At 54.3% G+C, this 17,081-nt stretch carries 14 protein-coding genes; 6 read left to right on the top strand and 8 right to left on the bottom strand.

What is annotated here, in order from left to right; translation table 11 throughout:
* Window positions 1–106 precede the first annotated feature (106 nt).
* From J2I48_RS00875 to J2I48_RS00850, 6 genes are all read right to left on the bottom strand, one after another.
* Window positions 107–685, bottom strand: a complete 579-nt coding sequence (locus tag J2I48_RS00875) for a hypothetical protein (RefSeq protein WP_207333490.1) — start codon at window positions 683–685, stop codon at window positions 107–109.
* Window positions 686–788: 103 nt separating this feature from the next.
* Window positions 789–1,385 (bottom strand): hypothetical protein, encoded by a 597-nt coding sequence (locus J2I48_RS00870; protein WP_207333489.1) that lies wholly within the window; start codon window positions 1,383–1,385, stop codon window positions 789–791.
* Between the two features lie 109 nt (window positions 1,386–1,494).
* Window positions 1,495–2,730, bottom strand: a complete 1,236-nt coding sequence (gene clpX / locus J2I48_RS00865; RefSeq protein WP_207333488.1) for an ATP-dependent Clp protease ATP-binding subunit ClpX — start codon at window positions 2,728–2,730, stop codon at window positions 1,495–1,497.
* 103 nt (window positions 2,731–2,833) lie between these two features.
* Window positions 2,834–3,364 carry a 5' nucleotidase, NT5C type gene (locus J2I48_RS00860; RefSeq protein ID WP_207333487.1) on the bottom strand — a complete coding sequence of 177 codons (531 nt, stop codon included), beginning with the start codon at window positions 3,362–3,364 and terminating at the stop codon, window positions 2,834–2,836.
* 88 nt (window positions 3,365–3,452) lie between these two features.
* The gene (locus J2I48_RS00855) at window positions 3,453–4,877 is read right to left on the bottom strand and encodes a dihydrolipoamide acetyltransferase family protein (RefSeq protein ID WP_207333486.1); all 1,425 of its coding nucleotides are present in this window, start codon (window positions 4,875–4,877) and stop codon (window positions 3,453–3,455) included.
* 121 nt (window positions 4,878–4,998) lie between these two features.
* A complete protein-coding gene (locus tag J2I48_RS00850; protein WP_207333485.1) occupies window positions 4,999–6,246 on the bottom strand; it encodes a competence/damage-inducible protein A in 1,248 nt (415 codons plus the stop codon).
* A gap of 200 nt (window positions 6,247–6,446) precedes the next feature.
* Here J2I48_RS00850 and J2I48_RS00845 point away from each other — a divergent pair, with 200 nt between their 5' ends.
* The 3 genes from J2I48_RS00845 to J2I48_RS00835 all read left to right on the top strand — a co-directional run bounded on the left by J2I48_RS00845 (window position 6,447) and on the right by J2I48_RS00835 (window position 9,016).
* Window positions 6,447–7,220 carry a DUF4197 domain-containing protein gene (locus J2I48_RS00845; protein WP_207333484.1) on the top strand — a complete coding sequence of 258 codons (774 nt, stop codon included), beginning with the start codon at window positions 6,447–6,449 and terminating at the stop codon, window positions 7,218–7,220.
* A gap of 25 nt (window positions 7,221–7,245) precedes the next feature.
* Window positions 7,246–7,971 (top strand): EboA domain-containing protein, encoded by a 726-nt coding sequence (locus J2I48_RS00840; protein WP_207333483.1) that lies wholly within the window; start codon window positions 7,246–7,248, stop codon window positions 7,969–7,971.
* 121 nt (window positions 7,972–8,092) lie between these two features.
* Window positions 8,093–9,016, top strand: a complete 924-nt coding sequence (locus J2I48_RS00835; RefSeq protein WP_229375737.1) for a TatD family hydrolase — start codon at window positions 8,093–8,095, stop codon at window positions 9,014–9,016.
* A 34-nt stretch (window positions 9,017–9,050) separates the two neighbouring features.
* On the opposite strand, the gene J2I48_RS00830 is transcribed toward J2I48_RS00835, so the two are convergent.
* On the bottom strand, window positions 9,051–10,376 hold the full coding sequence (locus J2I48_RS00830) for an amidohydrolase (protein ID WP_207333481.1): 1,326 nt from the start codon (window positions 10,374–10,376) through the stop codon (window positions 9,051–9,053).
* Window positions 10,377–10,519: 143 nt separating this feature from the next.
* Between J2I48_RS00830 and J2I48_RS00825 the strand changes: the two genes are divergently transcribed.
* From J2I48_RS00825 to J2I48_RS00815, 3 genes are all read left to right on the top strand, one after another.
* A complete protein-coding gene (locus J2I48_RS00825; protein WP_207333480.1) occupies window positions 10,520–13,657 on the top strand; it encodes a SusC/RagA family TonB-linked outer membrane protein in 3,138 nt (1,045 codons plus the stop codon).
* A gap of 24 nt (window positions 13,658–13,681) precedes the next feature.
* A complete protein-coding gene (locus tag J2I48_RS00820) occupies window positions 13,682–15,193 on the top strand; it encodes a RagB/SusD family nutrient uptake outer membrane protein (protein WP_207333479.1) in 1,512 nt (503 codons plus the stop codon).
* A 61-nt stretch (window positions 15,194–15,254) separates the two neighbouring features.
* Window positions 15,255–15,758: a hypothetical protein gene (locus J2I48_RS00815; RefSeq protein WP_207333478.1), complete on the top strand. Its 504-nt coding sequence runs from the start codon at window positions 15,255–15,257 to the stop codon at window positions 15,756–15,758.
* Window positions 15,759–15,857: 99 nt separating this feature from the next.
* Here the strand turns inward: J2I48_RS00815 and J2I48_RS00810 are convergent, their stop codons facing one another.
* Window positions 15,858–17,048: a DUF3179 domain-containing (seleno)protein gene (locus tag J2I48_RS00810; protein ID WP_207333477.1), complete on the bottom strand. Its 1,191-nt coding sequence runs from the start codon at window positions 17,046–17,048 to the stop codon at window positions 15,858–15,860.
* Between the last annotated feature and the right edge of the window lie 33 nt (window positions 17,049–17,081).

Here is a 17,081-nt window from a genome sequence, read left to right as displayed (position 1 = left end):
AAGTAAACGGATTTTGGATTTGTTGCTGACGCAGGCGGTCCCGCGTCCGGGCTGCGCCTGCGTCAGCAACAAATCCAAAATCTGAAATCCCCAATCCAAAATCCGTTCATTCTTGCAACAGCGAGTAAACGAACAGGGCGCCGCCGGCCAGGAGGGCAATGAGGCCCAGGATGCTGAAAAAAGCGTTGCCGATGATCAGCAGGAGCAGCCCGACACCCGCAATGATGAGGCCCAAACGGGCCGGCCCCGCAATATCGGTAGCCTGGTTGGGGGCCAGTTTCCGCTGCATCTGTTTAGCCATCTTTTTCAACACAAGTCGCTGAACGAGGCTGGTTTTTTGCGCTATAATGTTCACGGGTGCCGCCCGATTTTCGGTCAACTGCTGCTCGATCCGCGCCAGCCGACGGGTCATGCGCTTATCGGTGGCGTAGGTGGCTTTTAAACTAGCCAGGGCGGGGGCAACCTGTTCGGTGGGGGTGGGCAGTGTGGTGTTGGGCTGTTCGGGGTGGGCTCCAGCCGTTACTTCTGGGGTAGCATTACCCGTCTCTGTTGATACCATCGGCCCCGATGGCGAGTAGTAATGCATCGGTTTCGAGGCCTGAAAGGTGGCCATAGGGCGGCTACAGGCACTTAACAGGGCAGCAGCAGCCACCGACAGCGTAATGGATTTGGCGAAACGAATCATGCTTATAGCGAAAAGTTGACAGGGCAAAATAAACAAATGGGCATGGCTCCGAGAAACCATGCCCATCGTTTTGGTCAACGAAGCGAAGACCGAAATCCGTATGTTATTGAAGTAGACCTAAAATAACCAGAACGATACCCACCACCAAGAGAATCAAGCCCAGCGGATTGGCCACGCTAAGCACCAGCAACAGCAAACCAATCAGGCCAATTACCAGACCGGCTGTGAGGGTACTTGTACGCATGGGTTGCTCCGGTGCCAGTTGCTGCTTCATTTTCGAGTCCATTCGCTTAAGCATCATGCGTTGTACCAGCGACGCCTTTTTGGTAGTGGTCGTTGTAGTAGGGGCGGCAAGCGGCGCCTTGGCCAGTACTTCACGAATTTTGGCAATGCGGCGGTTCAACTTGCGCGACTCGCTGGCCGTGGCTTTGGTCGACGCCATCGCTTCTGCTTTCACCAGCACATTTTCAATATCGGCTTTGGTAGCCGCGGGCGTGGTAGTAGTCACTGGAGCAGCCTCGGCAACGGGCGCAGTTGCGGCAATGGCCTCAGTAGCGGGTGCCTGCGCCGTAACGGCGGGTTGCGGCGAATAATAGCGCTGAGCGTGCGAAGGCTGGAATGTGGCTGTGGGGCGGCTGCATGAGCCAAGTAGTGCTGTGAAGCTGAGGGCAAGAAGAACGTGTTTAGTCGACGTTTTCATAACGTGCATGGTTTGAGTGAAACGATAAGCTATCACCCCCACTAACCGCACATTCCTTCATTTGTTGAATAACATCTGGTTAAAAAGAGCCAACGGGAAAACTGCCTTCTTATGCCGCCTGCCGGAGTTGATGCATGGTGGTACGGCCAAACTTCTCGGAGGCGTACTCGTGGGTGATCGTCAGTTCTTTTTTACCCGGCTGCGAGGGCATCTCAAACATGGCATCGGTAATGATCGACTCGCAGATAGAACGCAGGCCACGGGCACCCAAATTATAAGCAAGTGCCTGATCGACAATGTAATCCAGGGCCGAATCGTCCCAGGTGATGGCCACGTCGTCCATAGCAAACAGCTTTTCATACTGCTTGGTGATGGCGTTCTTAGGCTCGGTCAGGATGCGGTAGAGCGACTCACGATCCAGCGCGTCGAGGTGAGTGAGCACGGGCAACCGGCCCAGCAATTCGGGGATGAGGCCGAACGATTTCAGGTCCTGCGCCGACACAAACCGCATCAGGTGGCTCCGGTCGCTCACCGAGTGCAGGCGGCGTTCGTCGGTGAAGCCAATGGGTCGCGAGGTGATGCGCTTGGCAATGTGCCGTTCGATACCGTCGAAGGCCCCGCCGCAAATAAAGAGAATGTTTTCGGTATTGATCGAGATCAGGCGCTGATCGGGGTGTTTGCGGCCTCCCTGCGGTGGCACGTTCACCGTTGATCCTTCCAGCAGTTTCAGCAGCCCCTGTTGCACACCCTCGCCACTCACGTCGCGGGTGATAGAGGGGTTGTCTGACTTGCGGGCAATCTTGTCAATTTCATCGATGTAGACAATACCCATTTCGGCTTTATCTATCTTGTAATCAGCTGCTTGCAATAGTCGGGTTAGTACCGTTTCCACGTCTTCACCCACGTAGCCTGCTTCGGTAATTACGGTGGCATCTGCAATGCAAAAGGGTACTTCCAGCATTTTGGCAATGGTGCGGGCCAGGTAGGTTTTGCCCGTGCCGGTTTCACCCACCATCAGAATGTTCGATTTCTCAATCGAAATCTCATCGTTGGTATGCGGCTGCATCAGGCGTTTGTAATGATTATAGACCGCCACCGACAGTACTTTTTTGGCTTCGTTTTGCCCAATGATATACTGGTCCAGAAACGATTTCATCTCCACCGGCTTTATCAGGTTCAGCTTGGGTGGCTCAGAGGCTTGACTACGACGGGGGCGGGTTTCTTCAATGACCACCTCAAATCCCTGTTCGATGCAGTGATTACAGATGTGGGCGTCAATGCCCGAAAGCAGCAGTTGAACCTCGTTTTTACGGCGGCCACAAAACGAGCAGCTAATTTGTGACATACAGACAGTGTGTGGGAAAACGTGAACTAAGTTGGATTGAATCGTTTACTTAACGTACCATTTGCGTTTGTTGTTAGACCGTTTACACGAAATGCAACAGTTTTTAATCCAGCAATAGATCAAGCACTTCAGTCCAGTTTCGCACCCGCGTGAAGGCGGTTTCGTCACGGTTGTGCAGGGCATCGAAGAGCAGGCCCTTACCCGTAAACGTTTGCAGGTTATAAGGCATATCATCGATGAGGTAGTCGGCACCGAGGATGCTTTTGTCGCCCATAAAAATGTAGTTACGCCAATGAATGCTGGGAAGATGTTCGGCCAGCCAATTATATTTTTCGCGAAACGAATTAGGGAATTCCATGGCCGCCGTGGCCACGAAAACGGTATACCGGTCCTGCAACTGTACAATGGCCTCCTGCGCACCGGGCATCACGGGAATATCGGCAAAGAAACCAGGCTCGTGGATTTGGCGGTACACAGCGTTGCGTTCTTCTTCATGGAAAAGCTCCTGAAACGATTTTTCCTGAAGGTCAGCCAGTTCGTAACGCGGCGCTTCCGATTTCAGGTACAGTTGCACCAGTTTGGTGTGGGTGTCGGCCAGCACGTCGTCCTGGTCGATGCAGATAGTTTGCTTCATAAGATGAGGATATTGGACATCGGACGTTGGACGCTGGATACTCTTTCTCGAGATAATCCAGTGTCCAACGTCCAATATCTAGCGTCGTTTATACATTCGCCTCCTTCCACCCTTCCAGGTAATCGGCTACGCGGCGGACAAACATGCCGCCTAGTGCGCCGTCTACTACGCGGTGGTCGTAGGAGTGACTGAGGAACATCATCTGCCGGATGCCGATGAAATCACCCTGCGGGGTTTCGACCACGGCGGGCTTTTTCACGATGGCACCAAAGGCCATGATCGCCACCTGTGGCTGCATGATGATGGGCGTACCCATCAGGTTGCCAAACGTACCGATGTTCGAGACGGTGTAGGTGCCCCCGGCCAGGTCGTCGGCGGTGAGTTTGTTTTCGCGGGCCCGACGGGTGAGGTCGTTTACTCTTTTGGTCAGGCCTGTGAGGTTATACTGTGCTGCATCGTGAATGACCGGCACAATCAGATTGCCCGACGGCAGGGCTACAGCCATACCCACGTTGATTGCTTTTTTCACCAATATCGTGTCGCCCTCCACCGATACGTTGATCATCGGAAAGTCGCGGATGGCGCGCACAATGGCATCGATCAGCATAGGCGTGTAGGTCAGGTTTTCGCCCGTTTTGGCTTTAAAGGCGTCTTTGTTGGCCGTACGCCATTGCACCATATTGGTCAAATCGGCCTCCACAAACGAGGTCACGTGCGGCGACGTCTGCTTCGATTCCACCATCCGCTGCGCAATCAGTTTCCGCATCCGGTCCATCTGAATAATATCAGCCGACCCGTTGAGGCTGGGGGCAGGGGGCGTGGGGCGGAGGGCGGAAGGCATAGAGCCTGGAGCAGAGGGCGAAGGGCGTGGCGCAGAGCCGCTTTCGTCTCTCTGCGCTACGCTCTCTGCGCTACGCTCTCTGCTCCCCACATACGCCATGATGTCTTTTTTCGTGACCCGATTTTCGGCACCGCTGCCGGGAACACGGTCCAGTTCGTCGCGGCCGATGCCTTCTGCTTTGGCAATATTGAGCACCAGCGGCGAATAAAAGCGCCCCTCGAAGACCGGACCCGTTGCGGCTGCGTCGGTGCGGGCGCGGCTACTCATGGCGCCAATACTGGCTTCCAATTCCACCGCCGAATGCAGGGCTACGGGTTCCAGTTCGGCCTCCACCTGGTCATTTACACCCGCCACGTCTACCGCGACAGGTTCCAGATTAGGGTTTCCTGAACCAGACGTGGGCATATCAACCCCTTGACTGTCAACCGATTCTTCCGTTTCAATCCGGGCAATAGGTTGGCCAATAGGCACCACGTCGCCGTCGTGCACCAGTTTTTCTTTCAGCACACCGGCATAGGGAGCGGGCACTTCGGTGTCTACCTTGTCTGTAGCTACCTCCAGCACCGACTCGTCGACGTCAAACCGTTCATCCACCTGCTTAAGCCAAGTGATGACGGTACATTCCATTATACTCTCGCCCATTTTGGGCATCACCATATCGATTAGGGCCATGTAGGTAGGATTTACGATGTACGAATTACGAATTACGATTTATTGCTGACGCCAGTAAGGCTAACGGAAGCGTACTCCTGCGTCAGCAATAAATCGTAATTCGTAATTCGTACATCGTAAATCATTTCAGTTGTTGACGAAGTAATTCTAATACGTAGTTGGTTGTGAGCGTGATGTTTTGCTCGCGGTACTGACCAAGTTTCAGGAGTTTGGCCACGGTGCCGTAGTCGGTGGCGCAGGCGATCCAGACAGTGCCTACGGGCTTGTCGGGGGTGCCGCCGTCGGGGCCAGCCACGCCGCTGGTGGCAATACCCACGTCGGTGCCGAGCATCACGCGCACACCCTCGGCCATTTCGCAAACGGTGGGTTCACTCACGGCCCCAAACTCGGCCAGCGTGTCGGGATTTACGCCCAGGGCAATGTGCTTTACCTCATTGCTGTAGGCCACCACGCCCCCCGCAAACACAGCAGATACACCCGGCACCTTAGTCAGCGTGGCAGCTACCTGCCCGCCGGTGCAGCTCTCGGCCACGCCCAGCACCAGGTTCTTCTCTTTCAGTAGCTTGATGACTACGTTCTCGATTTCGTCGCCGTCGAAACCGTATACGTTGGCTTCAATGAGGGGCATTATCTTGGCCACTTCGGCGTCAAGCTCACGGCCAAGCTGCTCATTGTCGGCGCCGGAGGCCGTTAGACGCAGCTTCACTTGGCCAAAGCTAGGCAGGTAGGCCAGCCGAATGTGGGGGGGCAAGGCATCTTCCCAGGCTTCGATCTTTTCGGCCAAAAACGACTCGCCCACACCGATGGTGCGGATCATTTTGTGCCGAATCACGGGCAGGTCAAACCGGTTTTTCAGCTTGGGCAACATCCGGTTGGTCATCAGGCTCTTCATCTCGAAGGGTACGCCTGGCAGCGAAATATAGACCGTGTCGGCCTCGTCGAACCACATACCGGGGGCGGTGCCCCAGTCGTTCTGAATGTATTCGGCGTTTTCGGGCAGGTCGGCCTGCTCCCGGTTAAGGTCGGTCATTTCGCGGCCGCGCTTCTCGAAAAAACTCGTGACCAGGTCCAGCGCCTGTTGGTTGCGCACCATGCCCACGCCAAAATACTGGCAGAGGGTTTTCTTGGTAATGTCGTCTTTTGTGGGACCGAGGCCACCCGTAATGATGATCACGTCGGCGCGGGCGGCGGCTTCACGCAAGGCATCCAGGATCACGTCGGTGGTATCACCAACCGACGTTTTGCGGATGGTGCGGATACCCAGCGTGGTGAGTTCGGTACTGATCCACTGGGTATTGGTATCGATAATCTGGCCGAATAAAATTTCGTCACCAATGGTGATTACTTCGGCCCGGACTGTTTGTGGCATGTGGGATTAATGTACAATGAACAATGTATAAGGTACAATGAGGTTTGCTGGTGTGGCTTCGCATTAACCTACTCTCTATTAGAAATCGCAACGGCGGACCACATTGTGCATTGTACATTATTCATTGTACATTTTTTAATAAGACTCATTTTACATTTTACATTTCCTTTTGTCAAAAGTACGTAAAACAACCTTCAGAGATGAAAACGATTCGTTTGTGGGCCGTGGCCCTTCCCCTGTTTTTGGCCCTATCGGCTCAGGCTCAGGACTCTACCGTCCGTCGGCAGTCGCCGTTTGGCAAGCTGGGCGGTGTGCTCGACAAGGTGCTCCAGGCTACGTCGGCCACTACCGGTGCCGGCGCGGCCCTTACGCCTACCGACATTGCCACGGGCCTGAAAGAAGCCCTGCGCGTGGGCATCGACAAGGGGTCTACGCAGGCCTCGGCGCTGGACGGCTACTATAAAAACGACCTGATCAAGATTCTGTTCCCACCCGAAGCCCAGCGCATTGAATCGCGGCTGCGGCAGTTGGGTTTTGGCAAGCAGGTAGACCAGTTTGTGGTGGCCCTGAACCGCTCAGCGGAAGACGCCGCCAAGAAGGCCAAGCCGGTATTTTTCAAGGCTATCACCCAGATGACCATCCAGGATGCGGTGGGTATTTTGCGCGGCTCCGACAATGCCGCCACCGAATACCTCCGCCGCACCACGGGGCAGCAACTGGTGGCCGAATTCACGCCGATTATTGACAGCACGTTGCAGAAAAACAACGCCACGCGCTACTATAACACGCTGGCCACCACCTACAATAAGTTTGCTTTCGGTCAGAAGCCCGTCAATGCCAACCTGACCGAATACGCCACGGGCAAAGCCGTCGATGGCTTATTTTTGCTCGTAGCCCAGGAAGAAAAACGCATCCGCGAAAACCCCGTAGCCCGCGTCACCGACATCCTGAAACGGGTATTCGGCAGCCGGTAGATACTTGCATCTTTGCAGTGAACCTATGACACTCCCCGATTTATTCAACGAAACAGCCATTGAATCGGAAAAAGCGTGGCTGGCGCAGAAACAGGCGGCACCGATGCCGGCGAAACTGGCTGCATTTGTGGCCGTGCCGCGTTTCGTCTCGCGCCGCCCCGTACCCCAACAGCCCGACTGGACTATGGACCGGCTGGCGCGGGTGTTGCTGCTAACGGCCATCCCCGCAGACGATGAAGCGGCGTATGTGAAGGCCATAGAGACGCTGTTCGACACCGCCGAAATGCAGGAACTGGCGGCGTTATATACGGCCCTGCCCTACCTGGCTTTTCCCCAAAAATGGCATTTCAGGGCCACAGAGGCTGTTAGGTCCAACATGGGTCCCGTGTTTGATGCCATCGCATTTGGTAATCCCTACCCGGCGCAGTACTTCACCGAAGCGGCCTGGAATCAGCTGGTGCTCAAGTGCATTTTCAACGACAAGCCCATCACCCGCATCCACGGCCTGCTCGACCGGGCCAACGCCACGCTGGCCCACGACATTTCTGAATTCGCCCATGAACGCTGGGCCGCAGGCCGCACCGTTCCCGCCGAGGTATGGCAATTAGTGCCGCGCTTCATGAACGAAACACTGCTGGCCGATGTAAAAAAACTATTACAATCGCCCTCTAAAGCCGACCGCGAAGCCGCCAGGCAGGTGTGTGAGGCGACTGATTATAATGCTGCTAAACAATTAATGTACAATGCATAATGTACAATGTACAATGTACATTATGCATTGTACATTCTCTTCCCTCCCCATGAACCCCTCCCACGCCCAGGACGAGCACGAGGTGCCGGCCCAACCCGTTGCTGAAACGCCGGTCGATTATATGGCTCATATTAAGGGTATGCGGTTTTTCGACCCGCATATTCACATGACCTCGCGCACCACCGATGATTATCAGGCCATGGCCGACGCGGGCATTGTGGCTCTCATTGAACCCGCCTTCTGGCTGGGGCAGCCCCGCACGGGACTGGCCACGTTCAAAGATTATTACGCCAGTCTGGTGGGTTGGGAACGGTTCCGGTCGTCGCAGTTTGGTATCAAACACTACTGCACCATTGGGCTGAACTCACGCGAGGCGAATAACGAGGCCCTTGCCGAAGAGGTGATGGAGTTGCTGCCTCTGTTTGCCTACAAAGAAGGCGTGGTCGGCATTGGCGAAATCGGGTTCGACGACCAGACCGCCGCCGAAGAGAAATTCTACCGGGCGCAGCTTGAACTGGCTAAAGAAGCCAACCTCCCTGTGCAGATACATACCCCCCACCGCAACAAAAAAGAAGGCACCGAACGCAGCATGGCCATTGCGCTGGAACATGGCCTCGACCCCGGCATGGTGATCGTGGACCACAACAACGAAGAAACAGTGAAGTCGGTACTGGACAGGGGGTTCTGGGCCGCGTTTACTATTTATCCGTTTACCAAAATGGGCAATGAGCGCATGGTCGAGGTGGTACGACAGTACGGCCCGGGGCGCATCATGGTCAACTCTGCCGCCGACTGGGGCATCAGCGACCCGCTGGCCGTGCCCAAAACCGCTGCCCTGATGGTGATGCGGGGCATTTCGCCCGACGCCATCCGGCTCGTGACCTACCAAAACGCCATCGACGCCTTCGCCCAAAGTGGGCAGATCAACGAAGCCGATTTCGCCACGCCCATGCTTATCGACCAAAGCGAAAAGTTTAACGGCAACACCATCCTGCGCGGCGGGCAGCAACCCCGCCGCGATGCCTCGTCGCTCCTGATCAAGTAATAAGTCGTAATGCGTTTCTGGCAGTGAGCAGTACCTATTTTTTATTTTTCGCCATGTAGTCTACTGTGAGGTGGCAGAGGGTGCGCACACCCAGGGTAAATCCGCTCTCGTCGATCTGGAAATCGGGCGTGTGGTGTGGGGCGGCTTCTTCTACTTTTTTGCCTTTGGTCATGCCGCCCAGGAAATAAAAGAAACCCGGCACTTTTTGCTGATAGAATGAAAAATCTTCAGCACCGGTTTGGGCGGGCGTGATCTTCACATTGTCTTTCCCGGCTACGGCCTCCAGGGTACCAATCATCTTATCGGTCAGGGCGGGATCGTTGTAGGTCACGGGATACATGATCTTGATGTTCACGTCGGCCTTGGCACCGGCTGAGGCGGCAATGTTGGTGGCAATCTCGTTGATGCGGCGATGCACCGTCTGTTGCGCCTCCGGGCTGAACGTGCGGATAGTGCCGATCATGTTGGCTTCTTCGGGAATAATGTTTTCGCGAATACCCCCGTGCATGGCCCCCACCGTCACAACGGCGGCGTTGTCGGTCAGCACCAGGTTGCGGCTTACAATGGTTTGCAGGCCCATCACCACCTGGGCAGCCGTCACAATCGGGTCAACGCCCGACCAGGGCGCGGCCCCGTGGGTTTGCTTACCACGAATTTTGATAGCGTAGGAATCTACGGCGGCCATAGTAGCACCAGGGCGATATTTGATCGTACCTACTTCCGTTTGCGAATTAATGTGCAGGCCAAAAATGGCGTCTACTTTGGGGTTTTCCAGTACACCTTCTTTCACCATCAGTTGCGCACCTCCTTCTTCGCCAACGGGGGCACCCTCTTCGGCGGGCTGAAAAATAAACTTCACCGTGCCGGGCAGGTCGGCTTTCATGGAGGCCAGCACTTCGGCGGCACCCATCAGCATGGCCACGTGACTGTCATGCCCACAGGCGTGCATCACGCCCGTTTGCTGGTTATTGTATTCGGTCGTAACCGTCGATTTAAAGGCGAGGTTCACCCGTTCGGTAACGGGCAGGCCGTCCATATCGGCGCGGAGGGCTACCACCGGACCAGGTTTACCGCCGCGTAGCAGGCCCACCACGCCCGTTTTGCCCACGCCCGTTTGCACCTCGATACCCAGGGCATGCAGGTGAGCGGCAATCTTGCCGGCCGTGCGTAATTCGCGGTTGCCGAGTTCAGGGTTTTGATGAAAATCGCGCCGCCAGGCAACTACTTTAGGCTCAATAGCCGTTGCCAGCTGGTCTATGCGAGTTTTAATAGGTAAATTCTGCGCCTGAACCGTCACGGTCGATTCAAAGAAAAATCCTATAGAAACAGCAAATAAACTGATCTTGGAATAAATACTCATGTAATTAGTCAATTTAGAGGTACGAAACAATTGTTGGCGAATTTAGTCTTTTTGCCAAACAAACTGCTTGTGTTACGGTTTCGTTAAATAGTTTTGCAACCGTTTAATCAGACAAACTGAACAAACTCTATCGTCAAACTTCTATGAGCAGATTATTTCTTGGAAGCTGGCTGTTGCTGTTACTCTTCTCAGTGCCGGTTTTGGCACAGGACGTAGCAATCACGGGCAGCGTCACTTCATCAGACGACAGTTCCCCCCTACCGGGTGTGAGCGTACAGATCAAGGGAACTACCCGTGGCACTACCACCGATGCGACGGGGAATTACCGCATCAACGTGCCCGCAAACGGGCGGTTGGTTTTCAGCTTCATCGGCTACGACCGGCAGGAAATTGCCGTAGGCAACAGGAGCACCATTAATCTGGTATTGCAGCGCAATACCAATGACCTGAGCGAGGTAGTCGTGACGGGTTATGGCGGCACCATCAACCGCCGTGAATTCACCGGGGCTAGTTCAAAAGTATCAGGAGCCACCATTCAAAACATCCCTGTGGGTAGTTTCGATAAAGCGCTGGCTGGCCGGGCGGCGGGTGTGCAGGTAACGTCGGCCAACGGTGTACCAGGCGGTGCCATCCAGATTCGTATCCGGGGGGTGGGCTCTATCTCGGCCGGTAGTGATCCGCTGTATGTGGTCGACGGGGTGCAGTTGAACACCACCAACAACTCGAACTTCACGAGCAGTAACCCACTGGCTTTTTTGAACCCCAACGACATTGAAAACATCGAAATCCTGAAAGATGCCGCTGCGGCATCGATTTATGGTTCTCAGGCGGCCAACGGTGTGGTACTGGTAACCACGAAACGGGGTAAAGCTGGTAAAACGCAGATTACCTTAAATTACTACAAAGGCATTGCCGACCCGATCAAGAAGCTGAACGTGTTAAACACACAGGATTGGATTAAGCTCAGAACGGAGAACCTGATCAATGCTGGTACATCGGCTGAAGCAGCCCGCAACTCAATTCTGCAAACGCTACGGGTTATTAGTGTTCCTAACGCTGCCAACCCATTCAATCTGCCTGCTACCGTTAGCGATGCTGACGTAGCCAATTTGCCAACCTATGATTGGCAGGATGCTGTTTATAAGCAGGGTAAGACGGATAATTATGAGCTGAGCCTAAACGGTGGTAACGAGAAAACGCGCTTTTTTGTATCTGGCTCCTACTATACACAGAGCGCCAACATCCTGAATGTCGATTTTGTGCGGGGTACATTAAATTCCACGCTCACCCATCAGATTAACAGCAAACTCTCTGTTGAGCAGACCCTAAAACTGAGCACGATCACCTCACGTGGGCAGTTTGGTTCACCAAACGGTGGCTCGTTTTTGGGTGCGGCGGCCTTCTCATCGCCTCTCATCCTGCCTAGTATTCCGATCTTCAACGCCGACGGTTCTTATTACGGCACTCCCGCATCGGGTGGTATTCCGGGTATCCTGAACCAGAACATTGTGCAGGTGAGTGAACTCAACGACATTCGGGCCAACATCAATCAGTTTGTAGGTAGCATTTCCTTAAATTATAAGGTAACAGACAACCTGACTATCCGCCCCTTTGCGAGCTTAGACTACCGGTCTACGAGAGGTCGTAACTTCAGCGACCCGCGCACGGCCGACGGCATTAACGTCCGGGGTCGGATTCAGGATCAGTTGAATGAGAACAAAAATTTCCTGACCAATATCACGGCCAATTATAACAAACTCTTTGGTGGAAAGCACGAGATTACGGCCCTTCTTGGAGCAGAATACCGGTCAGACATCAACGAAAACTTGGCTACCAGGGCAATCAATATACCTACTGCTGATTTCAAATACGCCAATGCCGCTGCCTTGCCAGAAAGTATTGTCGGTGGCTGGACAGGTTATCGGAAAGGGTCTGTCTTTGGTAACCTCAAGTACAATTTCAGCCGTAAGTATGATTTGAGCTTCATTGGCCGTCTGGACGGTTCGAGCCGGTTCGGGGCCAACAATCGCTTTGGTTTTTTCCCATCAGTATCAGGTGCCTGGCTGGTTTCGGAAGAGAACTTCCTGAAGGGCAACCGGTACGTGAGCGACTTGAAACTGCGTGCTTCGTTTGGTACCACGGGTAACGATCAGTTGGGTTCACTTTTCAATGCGTCCAATTTTCCGGGTCTTGGCCTGGTTAGCCCTGGCTTCGATTATAACGGAGCAGCTGGTTTTGCTCCTTCACAGTTGGCTAACCCTGACCTGAAGTGGGAAACCAACGAGACGATCAACCTGGGTTTGGACTTCGGTTTCTTCAGCAACCGCGTTACCGGCTCGGTTGATGTGTTTCAGCGGACAAGTAAAGACCTGCTGTTACCATTCAATTTGCCGTTTACAAGCGGTTACAGCACCATTGCCCGTAATGCTGGCGAAGTGCAAAACAGAGGCATTGAACTGGAAATCAACACGGTCAATGTACGAATGGGCCAGTTTCAGTGGAAGTCAGCATTCAACATTACTTCGATTGTTAACAAGGTCACGAAGCTATACCCGGGTATTGTGCCACTCAACAACCCCGATAGTACCCTACTGCTGAGCTATACCGATTTCTATGGTGTAGGCCGGAACGCCATCCTGGGTCGCCCCTTGCAGCCGCAATACACCACCGATTATGCCGGTGTAAACCCAGCTACGGGCCGGGCAATGTTCTACGACTATGCGGGTAACATTACCTACCGCCCGCTAGTACCCCGCGACCAGAAATACTTTGGCACTGAATTGCCGAAGTTCTATGGTGGCTTCAACAACACCTTCATCTACGGTGGCCTCTCGCTCGATTTCCTCTTCCAGTTTGATTACGGTCGGCGGTCGTTCAACTCACAAACGTCATTCCTGGCCGAAAATGCTGGTCGTAACTTCAACGCCCTTCAGGAAACGTTCGACCGCCGGTGGCAGAAACCCGGCGACATCACCGACGTTCCCAGGGCATATAACGCCAACGTAGAACCTCAAAGCGTTAGCAACATGGGTGGTACCCGTACACTCGAAGACGCCTCTTACCTGCGCCTGAAGCAGGTAACGCTAAGCTATGATGTTCCGGCAGTTTTTGTCAGCAAGATCAAGGCATCGAAAGCGCGTATCTACGTGCAGGGAGCTAACCTGATTACCTACACTAACTGGACAAGCTACGACCCTGAGTTCCTGAACTTCGGTAGCGGCAACAGCGGTCTGGTGCCCAACTCGAAGACCTATCAGGCTGGTATCAACATCACGTTTTAATTCAGAACTCTGATCTTAGACGCAATGCGTACATACAAAATCATCCTGTCGGCAAGTCTGCTGACTATGGGTTTACTGGTGACTTCGGCCTGTACAGACAGTGCCCTGCTCGATGTAAAGCCCCGCACCGCAGCTGACTCTCAGACTGCTTTAACCACACCCGACGGCATTGATGCCGCCATTAACGGTATATATGATCGCCTACAGTCGGTTGTGCTTTATGGCCGTGATATGCTGGCCGTTTCCGAAGCCCTCGGCGACAATGCCCAGTTTACTAACAAATCGGGGCGTTTAGCAAACGAGAATAGAAACATCGCCAACAACACATTTGGCACAGCCACCTCGGCTGGGGGTTCATGGCAGACGGCCTATTTTGCCATTAATCAGGCCAACCTGATTCTGGACAATATCGGCAGCGTCCCATTTGCTGTTGCCGATACGGCTCGACGCAATACGTTTTTGGGCCAGGCTTATTTTCTCAGAGCGCTGCTTTACCATGATCTGAGCCGTATCTACTCCTACGAACCCGGTATGGAAATAGCCTTACAGGATAGAGGTGGCGTACCACTGTTGCTGGTGGGGGTAGCTGACCAAAGCAAGATCACGCTTCCGTCACGTCCGGCAGTAGCCGATGTCTATAAGCAGATCTATGCTGATCTCCAGAGCGCCATTGGCGTGTTTAGCCGGTCAACGGCCTCAAACCCGTCTGCGCCTGCATACGGCAACCTGCAAGCTACCAACGCCTTGTTTTCACGTGTTGCCCTCTACAGGAAGGATTACGCCAACGTGGTGAAGTATGCCACAGCCGCCATTGGTGGTTCCATCAAATTGTCAGACAATGCTTCTTACGTGGGCGGCTGGCGCGCACCGAGGCAGCCCGAATCGCTGTTTGAGGTTCAGTTTGCTACCGTATCGGAGAACATTGGTGTAAATACGTCATTGCAAACGACCTACACTACGCTAGTTCGGGTGGGCGACAGAAATGCGACCGGTGGATTTGGCGATCTGGTGCCTACTACGGCGTTCATCAATGATCTGGAAGCGGAAAAAAGTGCTACAGGCGCAGTGCTGGACATTCGTCGGCAATTGTACGAACTAGGAACAGCAGGCCGGGGACCTGCCTTTATTGAATGCACCAAATTCTTGGGCAAAAACGGTACAATTAACTTAGACAACGTACCCGTAATTCGGGTGTCGGAGCTGTTCCTGAACCGGGCAGAGGCTAATTATTACCTCGGCAACGCTGCCGACGCCCTCGCCGATCTGAACATTATTCGGGTACGCTCGGGCCTGCCCGCACGCACGGCAACTGAATTAGCTGGTGTGGCGCTGCTCAACGAAATCATGCGGCAGAAACGTCTTGAATTTGGTTTTGAAGGTCACCGGTGGTTTGATCTGAAGCGGACCGGACAAAACGTGGTGAAGGCCACTGCACAAGGCGGTGGACTAGTGTACACCGATTTCCGCATCCTGGCTAACATTCCGGTCAACGAACTGTCGACAAACAAGAACGTCAAACAGAACTTCGGTTATTAATCGACTTGCCACCGTTGCTTGGTCTCGCCTTCCAACGGTGGCAGCTTAACACACTTATTAGATGAAAAAAGTATTAGTCATCGCTGTTTCTGTACTTTCCCTGTTGGGTTTGTACGCCTGCGACAACTCCCTTAACAAAACGTTCGATCCCGCAACGCCGTTTGTTGAATTCCAGCCAGCCGTACTAACAGCCAACAGCGTAGGTCGGTTTTATCCGCTCATCTCTACCGGTAATAGTGTAACGGCGGGTTCTACACAAACGGCGCAACTCAACCTGGTAGGCCGTCAACGTAGTAGTGAGCTGACGGTGCGGGTGTTGGTAGACCAAACCGGCAACCCCGCGGGTACAGGCACTACGGCTCAGTCATCGAGCTATACCCTCTCGAACGGAGGAACGGTGGTGTTTGCCCCCAACTCCAGCACCGCTGCCATGACCATCTCGGTAGGTAAAGCCACCAGTACAACAGCACCAGTAGCCAACATCGTACTCGTTATCGACAGCACCAGCACGGATTATAAAGCCAGCCAGAACTACAAACGGGTAGGCTATTCGTTCCGGCAGTAAGTGAAAGAGTGAAAGATTGAAATAGTGAAAGAGCGAAGGGCTTACGCGAGAGAAATGTTCTCCTGCGTAAGCCCTTCGCTCTTTCACTATTTCAATCTTTCACTTGTGAAACGACTGCCACGAATGCCAGAATTCCTGGTAGCCACGTACCGGGGTCAGTTGTTGACCCATTAACGATCCGCTCACCGCGATACCCTGCCGGTTCCAGACAGTGCCCGTTTCGCGGTCGGTAAATTGACCAGCTGCGGTGGGTGAGAAGGTGAGCGTTTTCTGCTGAACCGTCCGGCTCCAGGTGCCGAAGCTGAGGTTGTCGGGGGCCAGGGTGAGCAGTACAGGTTCGGTGCCTACTTGCCCGTTGATGACCCGCTTTCTCACCAGTTCGTTCCAGTCGAACGCTTTCGTGGCGTTGCCTGCCACTACCCCAACCACCCACGATTTAGGCTTCCACGATGCCGAATCGCGACCGGTAAGTTTGCCCCGCTTCACGCCCAGGTCGTAGGTGGCCAGGCTGTCGGTCTCTTTTTTAAACGCCGGGTCGGGCTGCATCACCAGCGTGGTGGGGTGTTCGGCAGACCATTCGGCCAGGGTCATTTGCCGGGCGGCTAATTCGTTCATCTTTTGGCCTTTGCGCGGCCCCAGAATAGCCTCGCCCGTGGCCTGCCGCCACCAGCTGCCCGTGCTTTGGTCTTCAAACATGGCGTTGAAATGGTCCATGCCCACCAGCCGGAAGGTTTCAGGTTTACCACCCACCACCGGGTCAAATACGCGGCCCGTGCGGCAAACGGTGCAGTAGGTAATCAGGATGGGCTTCCCGCCCACCGTGTCGCGCACCTGATGGTGATACCCAACCAGTTGCAGCGGATAGGCCCGCGCTTCGGTGCCTTCCACCACGCCCAGCACCAGCTTGTTGGCCGGAATGGTGTTCTGATCCAGTGGCACCAGCCGTTTGGTTACGGGCTGCTGAAACATCTGGTCGGCCATCATCTCGGTGTTGACCAAGTAGACCACTCCGGCATAGGCCAACAACAGGGCCACCACCAGCCAGCGGTGCCCCAGCCGGGCGGGCTTCACCATCACCAAAAACACCGGATACGCCACCGCCAACACGGCCAGCACACGCAGCAGCGTGGTGTGCCCATGCAGCCAATACGCCACCGCCACCCGGTCAGTATTGGCCGCGTTGTCAAGCTGACTGCCGGGAAACGGCATAATAAAATACACCCGCGCCGCCTCAAACAGGATGAGCGCAACCAGCCCAACGCAGGCCCATAATAGCAGTTTACGATTCATATAGTGGATATTGGACGCTAGATGTTGGACACT

It is taken from the genome of Fibrella aquatilis, from assembly GCF_017353255.1.
GTDB classification, from domain to species: domain Bacteria; phylum Bacteroidota; class Bacteroidia; order Cytophagales; family Spirosomataceae; genus Fibrella; species Fibrella aquatilis.
This window is presented reverse-complemented; position numbering and strand designations above follow the sequence as displayed.